13 protein-coding genes are annotated in these 13655 nt (G+C 70.3%); 7 read left to right on the top strand and 6 right to left on the bottom strand.

Features of this window, described 5'->3' with window-relative positions; genetic code table 11:
• Positions 1–15: 15 nt before the first annotated feature.
• Entirely contained in the window at positions 16–1002 is a 987-nt protein-coding gene (locus LPA41_RS08450) for an LLM class F420-dependent oxidoreductase (RefSeq protein ID WP_229069379.1), read from the bottom strand.
• 20 nt (positions 1003–1022) lie between these two features.
• Between LPA41_RS08450 and LPA41_RS08445 the strand changes: the two genes are divergently transcribed.
• Entirely contained in the window at positions 1023–1205 is a 183-nt protein-coding gene (locus LPA41_RS08445) for a hypothetical protein (protein WP_229069378.1), read from the top strand.
• A gap of 6 nt (positions 1206–1211) precedes the next feature.
• On the opposite strand, the gene LPA41_RS08440 is transcribed toward LPA41_RS08445, so the two are convergent.
• The 5 genes from LPA41_RS08440 to LPA41_RS08420 all read right to left on the bottom strand — a co-directional run bounded on the left by LPA41_RS08440 (position 1212) and on the right by LPA41_RS08420 (position 5681).
• Entirely contained in the window at positions 1212–2264 is a 1053-nt protein-coding gene (locus LPA41_RS08440; protein ID WP_229069377.1) for an ABC transporter permease, read from the bottom strand.
• Complete coding sequence (locus LPA41_RS08435; protein ID WP_229069376.1) at positions 2261–3154, bottom strand: ABC transporter ATP-binding protein; 894 nt, start codon at positions 3152–3154, stop codon at positions 2261–2263. The genes LPA41_RS08440 and LPA41_RS08435 overlap by 4 nt, the downstream gene beginning before the upstream one ends.
• A gap of 50 nt (positions 3155–3204) precedes the next feature.
• Complete coding sequence (locus LPA41_RS08430; protein ID WP_229069375.1) at positions 3205–3864, bottom strand: response regulator transcription factor; 660 nt, start codon at positions 3862–3864, stop codon at positions 3205–3207.
• Complete coding sequence (locus LPA41_RS08425; RefSeq protein WP_229069374.1) at positions 3861–5153, bottom strand: sensor histidine kinase; 1293 nt, start codon at positions 5151–5153, stop codon at positions 3861–3863. The genes LPA41_RS08430 and LPA41_RS08425 overlap by 4 nt, the downstream gene beginning before the upstream one ends.
• A 120-nt stretch (positions 5154–5273) precedes the next feature.
• The gene (locus LPA41_RS08420) at positions 5274–5681 is read right to left on the bottom strand and encodes a MerR family transcriptional regulator (RefSeq protein ID WP_374238128.1); all 408 of its coding nucleotides are present in this window, start codon (positions 5679–5681) and stop codon (positions 5274–5276) included.
• A gap of 1261 nt (positions 5682–6942) precedes the next feature.
• Here LPA41_RS08420 and LPA41_RS08415 point away from each other — a divergent pair.
• The 6 genes from LPA41_RS08415 (at position 6943) to LPA41_RS08390 (ending at position 13589) form a co-directional block, all read left to right on the top strand.
• Positions 6943–8466, top strand: a complete 1524-nt coding sequence (locus LPA41_RS08415) for an amino acid permease (protein ID WP_229069373.1) — start codon at positions 6943–6945, stop codon at positions 8464–8466.
• A 13-nt stretch (positions 8467–8479) separates the two neighbouring features.
• Positions 8480–9826, top strand: coding sequence for a glutamine synthetase family protein (locus LPA41_RS08410; RefSeq protein ID WP_229069372.1), 1347 nt, complete (start codon positions 8480–8482; stop codon positions 9824–9826).
• Between the two features lie 29 nt (positions 9827–9855).
• A complete protein-coding gene (locus tag LPA41_RS08405) occupies positions 9856–11211 on the top strand; it encodes an aldehyde dehydrogenase (RefSeq protein ID WP_229069371.1) in 1356 nt (451 codons plus the stop codon).
• 2 nt (positions 11212–11213) lie between these two features.
• On the top strand, positions 11214–11978 hold the full coding sequence (locus LPA41_RS08400; RefSeq protein ID WP_229069370.1) for a 3-oxoacyl-ACP reductase: 765 nt from the start codon (positions 11214–11216) through the stop codon (positions 11976–11978).
• 169 nt (positions 11979–12147) lie between these two features.
• Complete coding sequence (locus LPA41_RS08395; RefSeq protein ID WP_229069369.1) at positions 12148–12870, top strand: gamma-glutamyl-gamma-aminobutyrate hydrolase family protein; 723 nt, start codon at positions 12148–12150, stop codon at positions 12868–12870.
• Positions 12855–13589, top strand: coding sequence for a gamma-glutamyl-gamma-aminobutyrate hydrolase family protein (locus LPA41_RS08390; protein WP_229069368.1), 735 nt, complete (start codon positions 12855–12857; stop codon positions 13587–13589). Before LPA41_RS08395 ends, LPA41_RS08390 begins: the two co-directional genes overlap by 16 nt.
• The last annotated feature ends 66 nt before the right edge of the window (positions 13590–13655 follow it).

Below are 13655 nucleotides of genomic sequence, written 5' to 3'. Positions count from 1 at the left end.
CACGGCGGCCGTTTCTCAGACCGGGCGGGCCAACGCCGAGATCAGGCCGGCCAGGGCCAGCGGGTCACCCTTGGTGAGCTCCGGCGTCGGCATCAGGGCGATCACCGGAACGGTCACCCCGGCGCGGGCGTAGGCCTCGACCTTCGACCGGCACGCCTCCGGCGAGCCGTGCACGATCAGCTCGTCCACCAGGGAGTCCGGGATGGCGGCGAGGGCGCCCTTGCGGTCACCGGCATCCCAGGCCTGCCACATCGGGGCGAGCACCTGCGAACGGCCGAGCCAGCGGTGGAAGGCGGCGTACGCCGGCACGGTGAGGTACGACGTGATCATGCGACGGCCGACCGCGCGGGCGTAGCCGGCGTCGTCGGTCGGGATCACGAAGATCCGGGCGGCGACCTCGAAGCCGGGGCCGGCCTCCTTGGTCTCGGCGAGTGCGGTGGCCACGTCGGCGGCCGACAGCCAGTTGAGGATCACGCCGTCGGCCTCGGCCGCGGCCAGCCGGAGCATCCGCGGTCGCAGTGCGGCCAGCATGACCTGCGGCGGGACGGCCGGCGGCCGCTCCAGGCGGAACCGCCGGACGGTGAACGTCGGGTACTGCTCGTCGACCGTCTCGCCGGCGAGCGCCGATTTCAGGAAGCGGAGCACGTCCCGGCTGCGGGCGAAAGGCTCGGTGAAGTCCTGTGCGTTCCAATCGCCCACGACGACCGGTGACGAGGCGCCGATGCCGAGCTGGAACCGGCCGGGCGCGGCCTCGGCGAGCGCGGCCGCGGTCATCGCGAGCAGGCCGGGCCCGCGGGTGAAGACCGGGGCGATCGCGGTGCCCAGGCGCAGCCGCGGTTCCCAGGCGGCGGCGAGGGTGAGCGGCGTGAAGCCGTCCGTGCCGTTCACCTCGGCGGACCAGACGTCGGTGAACCCGGCGTCGGCAAGGGCCGCATAGGTAGCGGCGTGATCGGCGAGCGGTACGCCCCCCAGTGGCACGGTCATGCCCCATCGCATCGACATGCCGTTGATCCTGCCGGTCGATGTGTCGTGATGTCCACCACGGATCCGGTGACCTGCCCGCGGAGCTGGACGTGCGGGTGGCGTCCGCGGCCCTCTTCGGTGTCGGCCTCGTCGTCGCGGTGGACTGGCTGGTGTTCCAGCCCGACCGCGACGACGCCGACGTCGAGGAGTCGTTGCCGGCGGTCGTCCGCCGGGTCGCCTGAGACTACCTAGGAGTTCTTCCAGGCCGCCGCGAACGAGGTCCGCTGGCGGGTCCGCATCAGCGAGTTCTGGTAGACGCGGGCGCCGGCCACCAGCAGCAGCGCCGCGGTGAGAGCCAGGATCAGCAGGGACACCACCGGCTCCCAGCCCGCCGCGTCACCGTTGAAGAGCCGGATCGGCATGGCGATCGGCGACGAGAACGGCACGTACGACAGGATTCGCTGCGCCTCCGCGTTGTCCTGCAGGAAGAGCACCGCGAAGAAGGGGATCAGGACCGCCATCTGCACAGGCGTGGACGTACTCGTGATCTCCTCCTGCCGGGAGGCCAGCGCACCCACCCCGGCCCAGAGCGTCGCCAGCATCAGGAAGCCGAGTACGAAGAACGGCAGGAACCAGCCGATCGCCGGCCCGAGCGCGTTCACCAGGCCGGTGTCCGCGTCGGTGACCCGCATGCCGACCCAGCCGACGATCGCGAGCAGCGCGATCTGCCCGAACGCCAGCGCTGTCATCGCGAACACCTTGCCGGCCAGCAGCGCCCGCACCGGCACGCTCGACACCAGGATCTCGACGATCCGGGTCTGCTTCTCCTCGATGACGCTCTGCGCGATCTGCAGGCCGTACGTGTACGACGTGAAGAAGAAGAGCATCGCCAGGATCGTCGGCACCAGGAACTTCAGGAACGGGTCCAGGTCACCCGGTTCGAGCACCCGGACCGGCGGGGCGACGCTGAGCGCGGCCACCACGTCGGACGGCGCCTCCTCCAAGGCGACCACCTCGGGACCGGGCAGCACGGCCGCCTCGACCTCGCCGTCACGCACCAGCTGCTCGGCGGCGGCCGCGTCCGCGACCTCCACCACCTCGAACTGGCTCAGCGCGGCGGCGACGGTGCTGTCGCCGGTGACCGCGACCTTCGCCGGCCCGCCGCTGAGCAGCGCCGGCAGCGCCACCGAGGCGATCACGATCACCAGGAAGAACGCGGTGCTGTAGAGGAACGCCTTGTCCCGCAGCTTGGTCCGCACTTCACGGGCCGCCACCAGGCGGGTGGCCTCGAACGTGGTCACTGGATCACCTCTCGGAAGATCTCGGCGAGGGAGGGTCGGACCGGGCCGAACGCCCGGACCGGTCCGCGGTCCAGGGCGGCCCGCAGGATCCGCTGATCGTCGGTGTCCGGGGCCAGGTCGAGCACGGCACGCGGGCCGTCCAGCTCGACCAGGGTCACGCCGGGCTCGTCACGCAGCCAGCCCGCGTCCGCGTCCACCTCGATCGAGTAGCGGGGCAGGGCGTACTGCTGCCGCAGGTAGGTCCGGCTGCCCGCGGCCCGGATCGTCCCCTCCGCGATGATCACCAGGTCGTCGCAGAGGCGCTCCACCAGGTCCAGCTGGTGACTGGAGAAGAGCACCGCGGCACCGGCGGCGGCACGCTCCCGCAGCACCGCGACCACGGTGTCGGCGGCCAGCGGGTCCAGGCCGGAGAACGGCTCGTCGAGCACGAGCAGCTCCGGGTCGTGCACCAGCGCCGCGGCGATCTGCACCCGCTGCTGGTTGCCGAGCGACAACTTCTCCACCAGGTCGCCGGCGCGCGGGCCGAGCTCCAGGCGGTCGAGCAACGCGCTCGTCCGGGCCTTCGCGTCGGCGGCGCTCAGACCGTGCAGCCGGCCCAGGTAGACGACCTGATCGGCAACGGACATCTTCGGGTAGAGGCCGCGTTCCTCCGGCATGTACCCGAAGCGCTGCCTGACCTCCTGGGTGATCGGCGCGCCACGCCAGGTGGTGGAACCGGACTGCGCGGCGAGCACGCCCAGGATGATCCGCATGGTGGTGGTCTTGCCGGCGCCGTTCGCGCCGACGAATCCGGTGAGACGGCCGGCTTCCACGGCGAAGGACACGTCCTTGAGGACCTGCCGGTCGCCGAAGGACCGGTTGACGGCATCGACGTTGAGGACGGTGGTCATGGGACTGACGCTAGGTGAGCGACCGGCTCCTGTCGTCCGGCGGGCGGAGGTCATCCGCGCGAAGGACGCACCACCCCGAGCTCGTACGCGAGGACGACCGCCTGCGTCCGGTCCCGCGCGCCGAGCTTCATCAGCACCCGGCTGACGTGCGTCTTCACCGTCGTCTCGCCCAGGCGCAGCGCGGTCGCGATCTCGGCGTTGGTGGCGCCACCGGCGAGCAGGACGAGCACCTCGTGCTCCCGCGGGGTGAGTTCGCCGAGGCGTACCGCGGGTTCCGGTGCCCGCTGCCGTGGCGCCGTGTACCCGGCGATGACCCGGCGCGTCACGGCCGGTGCGAGCAGGGCGTCTCCGGCGGCGATGACCCGTACCGCCTCGATCAGCGCCTCCGGGGAGCCGTTCTTCAGCAGGAAGCCGCTGGCACCCGCCTGCAACGCGGCGAACAGGTAGTCGTCCCGGTCGAACGTGGTGAGGATCAGCACCGACGGCCCACCCTCGGCAGCGATCCGGCGGGTCGCCTCCAGGCCGTCCATGCCGGGCATCTCGACGTCCATCAGCACCACGTCCGGCCGCAGCCGCAGGGCCAGCTCGGCGGCCCGCACACCGTCCGCCGCCTCACCGACGACCGTGATGTCGTCCTCCATCTCGAGGATGACCCGGAACCCGGTACGCACCAGCTGATGATCATCCGCGAGGAGGACCTCGATCGTCACCGGTTGTCTCCCGCCATCGTGAGCGCGGCCGCGTACGGCAACCGGGCGCGCACCCGGTAGCCGCCACCCGGCCGTGGCCCGTTCTCCAACTCGCCGTCGTGCACCGACACCCGCTCCCGCATGCCGATCAGTCCCATCCCGCCGCCCGCGCGGTTCGGCACCACGCCCCGGCCGTCGTCACTCACATCGACCTCCAGCAACCCACTCAGATAGCGGACCCGGATGTCGAGGGTCTTCGCGTACGCGTGCTTGAGGGTGTTCGTCACCGCCTCCTGCACGATCCGGTACGCGGTCTGCGACACCGACTCGGGCAGCGGCACCGGATCACCGTAGACCGCGAAGTGCACGGTCAGGCCCGCCTCCCGGGCGCTCTCGGCGATCTGCGGTATCCCGTCGGCGCCGAACGCGGCAGTCGGCACCTCCGGCGCGGACGACCGCAGCGCGCCGAGCATCCGCCGCAACTCGTCCACCGCGGTCCGGGCGCCCTGCTCGACAGCGGCGAGTGCGGTCCGGGCCCGGGCCGGGTCCTTGTCGAGCGCCTTGCGGCAGGCCGACGCCTGGATGCCCATCACCGAGACGTGGTGCGCGACCACGTCGTGCAGTTCCCGGGCGATCCGGACCCGTTCGTCGAGCACCGCCCGCTCGGCCTGCGCCGCCTGCGCCGCCCGCAACTCGGCGGCCTGCGTCTCCACCGTGTTCAACCGCCGGGCGGCCTGCCACGCGGCGTCCCCGACCAGGTAGACCGAACCGAAGAAGACGATGTTGACGAAGTAGTTGTTGAAGACCAGCGACCAGAGCACCGGCAACTCGCCGGAGGCGCCGTCGAACGTCTCACCCACGATCCGGTCCCACTGCGTCACGAACGACACGGTGAGCCAGCCGAACATCGCCGCGACGATCAGCAGCCGCAACGCCCGCGCCCGGTGCCGGACCGGTCCCCACGCGCCCAGGGTATAGATGGCGGCATACAGGGCGTACGTCGTGACCTGCTGTTCCTGCGCACCGCGGAACTGACCGCCGATGAACAGCACCGACATGACGACCGCCACCGCGTCCGGCCACCGCCGCCGCCAGGCCAGCGGCAGCGTGGTGCCGACCGCCCAGGCGATCTGCTCGACGCGGGCCGGCGCCTCCTCGGTGTGCAACATCCCGAAGCTGCGGGACAGGAAGAGGTTGAGCACGGCGACCGCGACCACCGCGAGCCCGATCCACAGGTCGGTCCGGCGTTGCCGGGCGGTCGGACCGGGCCGCCGCCACTCCTCGATCCGGGTCCAGGTGGCTGGGCGCATAGCAGCGACGATAGTCACCACCGCTCAGGGCGCGGACGGCGACCGATCCGTGCGCGACAACCACCACGCCCTCAGGGCGCGGACGCCGACCGATCCGTGCGCGGCAACCACCACACGCCCTCAGGGCGCGGATGCCGACCGATCCGTGCGCGGCGAGGGGTAGTAGCGAGGTTTGCTCAGGTCACGGCGGGTTTGCGTGGGAATGGTGGCGTCCTCGCCGGGGCCGAGCGTGCCACCGAGCTCGACGATCCGCTGATGCGCCGCGGCGAGACGGTCCTCCAGCGTCACGACGCGGCAGGCGGCGGCGAGCGGAAAACCCTCGTCGAGCAGCTGCCGCACCCGGGCCGCGAGATCCAGCTGATGACGGGAGTAACGGCGGTGCCCGCCCGACGAACGCCCCGCCTCGATCAGCCCGATCTCGTCCAGGCTGCGCAGGAAGGCCGCGGTCACCCCGATCAACGCGGCCGCCCGGCCCATCGTGAAGGCCGGCACGTCGTTCGGCTCGGCGCTCATGCTCCCCTTCCGCACGTTGATCTCCTGGTGCCGGACGATTGGCCGCACTCCGGGTGCCGGACTCCGGGTGCAGCACTCCGGGTGCCGGATTCCGGGTGCCGGATTCTTTGGCGTCGGACATGATCCAGGGCCCCGGCGGGTAACCGGGGCCCTGGCTTTTCAATTCTGGTGCCGATCTCTGTCGGCGCATGTGGTCGACCGGCTGCGTGCCGCTAGCAGTCGACCGGAGTGTTGGGCATCGGCTGCGATCACCTCTTGTCGGGCCGGGGACGTTGCGATTTCGCGTTGCTGCGGTATCTCGTCCTCCTCCTCCAACTCAGCGACTGTGCCAGTTGCTAACCGGCCGGAGCCGGCTCCGTCGGCCGTGACCGACCACTCGAATGTATTCCTCTGCGAGCCGGATTTCTACCCTCGCCACTGTAGATTTTTTTGGGAAAAGTCGGACTGACCTGCGAAGATGCTGTAGGCGGTCGATGCGTCAGAGGCACTGCGGCGCGGCGTGCCCGGTGTCTCCGGCCGAGCCGGGCGTGTGCGCCAGGCGAGCCCCGCGGTGGTTCGGCGTACGTCGGGCGCACACGCGACGGATCGCCAGGCCCCGCCGTCCCGATATGGCGCCCTTTCGCTCGTATCCGGCCGCTCGACTCGCGCCGACTTCGTGGCCCGGCAGGGGGCTGGGCGAGGCCGGTCAGCGCCGGCTGTCACTGGTGGTTGTCGGAGGGCGGTCTGAGCGACCGTCGGTGACAGCTGGGTGCGGTCGGCTGTCAGTGGTGGCTGTTGTAGAGCGGTCTGAGCGACCGTCGGTGACAGCCGGGCTCGACTTGGGCCCGACGGTTACGCGCATTCGTGTGGACGGTGGCGTCCCGGGTGCGGGCGTGGCGGTTCGGCGCAGTGGAGGACGGGCCGGGCACGCGGCGCCTCGGGGCGAGGGCGAGGGGGAGGGGGGATGGGGATTGGGGTGGCGGCGCGGGGTGGGCGCTGCGCGTGGGGGCGCGCCGAAGAGAGAGGTGACCGCACCCCGCGCCGCCGCGGGAGGGCCTCCGAGTGGCCCTGGACCTGCGAGCTTGGCTCGCCTGCCGTCAAGGCTCGCACCGGTGCCGAGGCCGGGCAACGCAATTACGAGCATCGCCCGCGCCGGCGCATGCCTCGGCCGGGTCTGCCGGGACTTGCCGATGGGTGAGATCAATTAACCGTTGTCATTGACGCCTGTAACAGGACGGCGAGATCATCACGGGCATCGCGTGGCTCACGTCACACCCCTGCGCAAGGGAGCACTCAGATGAGCGCTGATCCAGGCACCACACCTACTTCGGACGAAGAACGGCTCGCGCAACTCGGGTACAAGCAGGAGCTGCATCGGCGGCTCTCCGGTTTCTCCAACTTTGCCGTCTCCTTCTCGATCATCTCGATTCTGGCCGGCGCCATCACGTCCTACGGGATCGCGATGACCGCGGGTGGTCCGATGGCCATCACGCTGGGCTGGTTGTTCGTCGGCATCATGGTGACGTTCGTGGCGCTCGCGATGGCCGAGGTCTGTTCGGCCTATCCGACTGCGGGTGCGCTCTACTGGTGGGCCGCCGCCCTGGCCAAGCAGAACAAGGCCGCGTGGGCCTGGTTCGTGGGCTGGTTCAACTTCCTCGGTGAGGTCGCGGTGACCGCGGCCATCGACTTCGGTGCGGCGATCACGACGTCGGCGTTCCTCAGTCTTGCCTTCGACATGGAGGTGACCACCGGCCGGACGTTCCTGATCTTCCTGGTGATCATCATCGTGCACGGTCTGCTGAACACGTTCGGCGTGAACCTGGTGCGGGTGCTCTCGGATGTGAGCGCCTGGTGGCACCTGGCCGGTGTCGCGGTGATCGTCGGTGTGCTGGCGATCGTGCCGGACCAGCACAAGCCGATCTCGGAGGTCTTCTTCGAGGTGCAGAACGCGACGGGCTTCACGTTCGCCGGTGCGGGCGTCTACGCGGTGCTGGTCGGCCTGCTGATGGCGCAGTACACGTACACCGGCTATGACGCCTCGGCGCACGTCGCCGAGGAGACCCATGACGCGGCCCGGGCCGCGCCGCGCGGGATCGTGTTGTCGGTGGTGGTCTCGGTGGTCGCCGGGTTCGTGCTGCTCTTCGCGATCACGTGGTCCATCCAGGACTACGAGGGCGCCCGGACCAGTGACCTGGGTCTGCCGCCCGCGCAGATCTTCATCGACGCGGTGGGGCACGACACCGGGACGTTCCTGCTGTTCATCTGCATGGTGGCGCAGTGGTTCTGCGGCATGGCGTCGGTGACCGCGAACTCCCGGATGTCGTACGCCTTCGCGCGTGACGACGCATTGCCCGGTTCCCGGTTCTGGAAGAAGGTCAATTCCCGCACGGGTACGCCCACCAACTCGATCTGGCTGTGCGTGACCCTCTCCACGTTGCTGGTGCTGCCGTCGCTGTGGAACACCACGGCGTACCTGGCGGCGACGTCGATCGCGGTGATCGGCCTGTACATCGCGTACGTCGGTCCGGTGCTGCTGCGGCGCCGTCTCGGCAGCGAGTTCGAGGCCGGCCCGTGGAATCTCGGGAAGTGGAGTGCCCCGATCGGCTGGATCGCGATCGTCTGGGTAGGTGTCATCTGTGTTCTGTTCGTGCTGCCGACCGCGAGCCCGATCACCGCGTCGAACTTCAACTACACGATCGTCGCGGTGGCCGTGGTGCTCGGGGCGGCCGCGATCTGGTGGTTCGCGAGCGCCCGCAAGTGGTTCACCGGACCGAAGCAGAACCTGATCGAGAAGGCACACCACGGCGAGTCCGTCGACTGATGGGATGACGAACATGGATCTTGAGGAACTCGATGTATCCGTCGACAACGGCAGCATCGACACCGTCCTGCTGGCGGTGACCGACATGCAGGGCCGGTTGCAGGGCAAGCGGCTGCACGGGCGCTACTTCCTGGACGAGGTGGTGTCCGGCGGCAGTGAGGGGTGCAACTACCTGCTGGCCGTGGACGTCGACATGAACACGGTCGACGGGTACGAGATGTCCTCCTGGTCCACCGGGTACGGCGACTTCGTGATGCGGCCGGATTTCGGCACTCTGCGCCGCGTTCCGTGGCAGCCGGGCACCGCGATGGTGCTGGCCGACCTGTTCGACACCGCGGGGGAGCCGGTGGCGCCGTCGCCCCGTCAGATCCTGCGCCGCCAGCTGGACCGGCTGGCGGCGCACGGCCTGACCGCGTTCGCGGGGACCGAGCTGGAGTTCGTGCTCTACCAGGACACCTACGAGCAGGCGTGGTCGAAGGGCTATCGCGACCTGACGCCGGCGAACCAGTACAACGTGGACTATTCGCTGCTGGGCACGGCCCGGGTGGAGCCGCTGCTGCGGCGGATCCGGAACGAGATGTACGGCGCCGGCCTGATCCCGGAGAGCGCGAAGGGCGAGTGCAACCTCGGCCAGCACGAGATCGCCTTCCGGTACGCGGACGCGCTCACCGCCGCCGACGGTCACGTGATCTACAAGAACGGCGCGAAGGAGATCGCCGCGCAGGAGGGCATGGCGCTCACCTTCATGGCGAAGCCGAACGAGCGGGAGGGCAATTCCTGCCACATCCACTTCTCGTTGCGCGGTGAGGACGGCAGGTCGGCGATGCTCGGTGACGGGCCCGCCCACCTCAGCGTCACCGGGCAACGGGTGCTGGCCGGGCTGCTCGCCACGATGCGGGAGTTCAGCCTGCTCTTCGCGCCGAACATCAACTCGTACAAGCGGTACCAGCCGGGGTCGTTCGCGCCGACAGCGCTGCGGTGGGGCGTCGACAACCGGACGTGTGCGCTGCGGATCGCCGGTCACGGCCAGGGGATGCGGGTGGAGAACCGGGTGCCGGGCGGGGACGTCAACCCGTACCTGGCGATCGCGGCCCTCATCGCCGGCGCGCTGCACGGCATCGAGAACGAGTTGCCGCTGGAGGACGAGTTCACCGGGAACGCGTACCACGACGACACCGCCGGCCGGGTGCCGGGGACGTTGCGGGACGCGGCGGAGCTGTGGTCGGCGAGCGGGGTGGCGGAGTCGGCGTTCGGGGCCGGCGTGGTCGCGCACTACGCGAACATGGCACGGGTGGAACTGGCCGCCTACGACGCGGTGGTCACCGACTGGGAGTTGCGCCGTGGATTCGAACGGCTCTGAGGGGCCGTGGAACAGGGGATGATCGACACGTGACCGAAGTGATCAACCCGTCGACCGGGGATGTGCTCACGACCGTACCCCCGCTCGATCTTGCCGGGACCGACGCGGCGATCGCGCGGGCGCAGAAGGCGTTCCCCGCCTGGCGTGATGTGGCGCCCGGTGACCGGGCGCGGCTGCTGCGCCGGTTCGCGGCGGTGGTGGACGAGCACATCGAGGAACTCGCGCGGCTGGAGGTACGCAACGCCGGTCACACGATCGGCAACGCGCGCTGGGAGGCGGGAAACGTCCGGGACGTCCTGAACTACTACGCGGGCGCCCCGGAGCGGCTCGCCGGCCGGCAGATCCCGGTGGCCGGCGGGCTGGATGTGACGTTCCACGAGCCGCTTGGCGTGGTCGGCATCATCGTGCCGTGGAACTTCCCGATGCCGATCGCCGCCTGGGGTTTCGCACCGGCTCTGGCGGCCGGCAACACCGTCGTGCTCAAACCGGCCGAGCTGACCCCGCTCACCGCGATCCGGCTCGGCGAGCTCGCCCTGGAGGCCGGTCTGCCGGAGCACGTCTTCCAGGTGCTGCCCGGCAAGGGCAGCGTGGTGGGGCAGCGGTTCGTCACGCACCCGGCGGTCCGCAAGGTGTGCTTCACCGGCTCGACCCAGGTCGGCAAATCGATCATGGCGGGCTGTGCCGATCAGGTGAAGCGGGTGACGCTGGAGCTGGGTGGCAAGAGCGCCGGCATCGTCTTCGCGGACGCCGATCTGGAGGCGGCGGCCGCTGCCGCGCCCGGCGCCGTCTTCGACAACGCGGGTCAGGACTGCTGTGCCCGGTCCCGGCTGCTGGTCGAGGCCTCGGTCTACGACAGGTTCCTGGCGCTGCTGGAACCGGCCGTCCGGGCGTTCCGGGTGCTGGATCCGGCGAGTGAGATGTCGCAGATGGGTCCGCTGATCTCATCCGGTCAGCGGGAGACCGTGCAGTCCTATGTCGACGACGCGGACGTGGCGTTCCGCGGAAGCACGGTGGACGGCGGCGGCTGGTGGTTCCCGCCGACGGTCCTGCTGGCGAGCGGCACGGGGGACCGGCACTGGCGCGAGGAGATCTTCGGGCCGGTGGTGAGCGTGCTGCCGTTCCGCGACGAGGCCGAGGCGGTCCGGCTGGCCAACGACACCGAGTACGGCCTCTCCGGCTCGATCTGGACCCGGGACGTCGGCCGGGCGTTGCGCATGTCGCGGGCCGTGGAGACCGGCGCGCTCAGCGTCAACAGCAACTCGTCGGTGCGTTACTGGACGCCGTTCGGCGGGATGAAGCAGTCCGGCCTCGGCCGGGAGCTGGGCCCGGACGCCCTGCTGTCGTTCACCGATGTGAAGAACGTGTTCCTGGCTATGGGGGAGTGAGAGTGGAGCGTCTGCAGGACCGGATCGCCGTGATCACCGGTGCCGGTAGTGGCATCGGGCTGGCCACGGCACGGCGGTTCGCCGCCGAGGGTGCCTTCGTCGTCTGTGTCGATGTCTCCGAGGCGTCCGGCAAGGCGGTGGCCGAGGAGGTCGGCGGCGAGTTCGTCGCCTGTGACGTCAGCGACGAGGAGCAGGTGAAGGCACTTTTCGACGGTGTCGCCGAACGGCACGGCCGGGTGGACATCGCCTTCAACAACGCCGGCATCTCGCCGCCCGACGACGACTCCATCCTGGTCACCGGCCTGGACGCGTGGGAGCGCGTCCTCAAGGTCAACACCACGAGCGTCTTCTTCTGCTGCAAGTACGCGATCCCGCACATGCAGCGGCAGGGCAAGGGCTCGATCATCAACACCGCCTCGTTCGTGGCCCTGCTCGGCGCCGCCACCTCGCAGATCGCCTACACCGCCAGCAAGGGCGGGGTGCTGGCGATGACCCGCGAACTCGGCGTGCAGTTCGCTCGCGAGGGCATCCGGATCAACGCGCTCTGCCCGGGGCCGGTGGCCACCCCGTTGCTCATGGAACTCTTCGCGAAGGATCCGGAGCGAGCCGCCCGCCGCCTGGTGCACGTGCCGATGGGCCGGTTCGCCGAGCCGGCGGAGATCGCGGCGGCGGTGGCGTTCCTGGCGAGTGACGACGCGTCGTTCATGACCGCGTCGCAGTTCGTCGTCGACGGCGGCATCACCGGCGCCTACGTGACTCCGTTGTAGATGTTTGGAGACCTCCGGCGTCGGGAAGGAACCTTGTACGCCCAGTTCAGCGAGGTGTGTGGGGTCGAATCCCTGCCGGCGCGGGTCGATCCCCGTGTAGGTGGGAAAGACGGGCCCGTGACGCGGCGCCGGTTCTCCGGCGCCGCGCGCCTGTGATTACGGTGGTGCGATGCGTCCGATCATCGGCATAACGTCCTATGTGGTTCCGGCAACCTGGGGTGTCTGGCGCGATCTGCCCTCCACGCTGGTCCCGCACGACTACGTCGAGGCGGTCACGCTCGCCGGTGGCCGGGCGGTGCTGCTGCCGCCGGACGACCGGGACGCCGACGTGCTCCGGGCACTGGACGGCCTGGTGCTGGCCGGTGGCCCGGATGTCGACCCCGCCCTCTACGGCGCCGCCTGCGCGCCGGAGAGCGAATTCGTGATCGAGCGGGACGCCGGCGAGCTGGTGCTGCTGCGTGCCGCCCTCGACGCCGACCTGCCGGTCCTGGGCGTCTGCCGGGGGATGCAACTGCTCACCGTCGCGGCCGGCGGCACCCTGCACCAGCACCTGCCGGACGTGCTCGGCCACGAACGGCACCGGCCCGGGCCGGGCGTGTACGGCGAGCACGAGGCCGTCTTCACCGCGGGTAGCCGGATCGCCGGGCTGATGGGCACGGACCGCGCCATTCACTGTTTCCACCATCAGGGCGTCGCCGACGCGGGCTCGCTGACCGTCACCGGGCGGGCCGAGGACGGCCTCCCCGAAGCGGTCGAGGATCCGGCGCGTCGGTTCGTCCTCGGCGTCCAGTGGCACCCGGAGTACCGCCGGGACCAGCGCCTCTTCGGGGCTCTGGTGGACGCCGCACGCACCGGGATGAAGGAGAACGGCACCACATGCGCAGACCGCTGATCGGACTCACCTCGTACGCGACGGAGGTCCAGTACGGCCGGAACGACCTGATGGCCGCGATGCTCCCGATGACCTATGTGCGGGCGGTGCACGCCGCCGGCGGACGGGCCGTGCTGATCACTCCGGACGAGCCGGGCACCGACGTGCTGGAAGCCCTGGACGGGATCGTCTTCACCGGTGGCGGTGACGTCAGCCCGGACGCCTGGAACGCCGAACACCACCCGGCCACCGAGGTGGACGCGGTGCGGGACGCCGCCGAGCTGATGCTGATGCGCGCCGCCCTCGACGCCGACCTGCCGGTCCTGGGCATCTGCCGGGGCATGCAGGTGATGGCGGTCGCCACCGGTGGCTCGCTGCACCAGCACCTGCCGGACCTGGTAGGCCACGAACGTCACCGGGCCGCCGCGGGCACCGACCCGCTCGCCGCCGGGGCCTCCGACTACGGCCGGCACGACGTCGTCGTCGACGAGAACAGCCGGGCGCACGAGTTGTTCGGCCGTACCCTCGTGGTCAATTCCTTCCACCACCAGGCGGTCGCCGACCCGGGCGAGTTCGTCCCGGTGGGCTGGTGCCCGGACGACCGGGTGGTGGAGATCGTGGAGCACCCGGGCCGCAGCTTCGCCCTGGGCGTGCAGTGGCACCCGGAGCGGACCACGGATCTGCGGACCTTCACCGCGCTTACCGAGGCCGCGTCGGTCGGTGCGATCATTCCGGCATAGAGGACTCGCCTGGATCGTGGGGGGACGTGCAGTGGTTGGCCTGCCGAGCCGGTTGCGTCTCGCCTT

The organism is Actinoplanes sp. DH11 (assembly GCF_020873875.1).
Lineage (GTDB): Bacteria > Actinomycetota > Actinomycetes > Mycobacteriales > Micromonosporaceae > Actinoplanes.
This window is presented reverse-complemented; position numbering and strand designations above follow the sequence as displayed.

Bases quoted from the DNA above. Each gene is read 5' to 3' on its own strand.
- LPA41_RS08450 (WP_229069379.1), bottom strand. From the start codon at position 1,002: ATGTCGATGCGATGGGGCATGACCGTGCCACTGGGGGGCGTACCGCTC.
- LPA41_RS08445 (WP_229069378.1), top strand. From the start codon at position 1,023: ATGTGTCGTGATGTCCACCACGGATCCGGTGACCTGCCCGCGGAGCTG.
- LPA41_RS08435 (WP_229069376.1), bottom strand. From the start codon at position 3,154: ATGACCACCGTCCTCAACGTCGATGCCGTCAACCGGTCCTTCGGCGAC.
- LPA41_RS08425 (WP_229069374.1), bottom strand. From the start codon at position 5,153: ATGCGCCCAGCCACCTGGACCCGGATCGAGGAGTGGCGGCGGCCCGGT.
- LPA41_RS08415 (WP_229069373.1), top strand. From the start codon at position 6,943: ATGAGCGCTGATCCAGGCACCACACCTACTTCGGACGAAGAACGGCTC.
- LPA41_RS08410 (WP_229069372.1), top strand. From the start codon at position 8,480: ATGGATCTTGAGGAACTCGATGTATCCGTCGACAACGGCAGCATCGAC.
- LPA41_RS08395 (WP_229069369.1), top strand. From the start codon at position 12,148: ATGCGTCCGATCATCGGCATAACGTCCTATGTGGTTCCGGCAACCTGG.
- LPA41_RS08390 (WP_229069368.1), top strand. From the start codon at position 12,855: ATGCGCAGACCGCTGATCGGACTCACCTCGTACGCGACGGAGGTCCAG.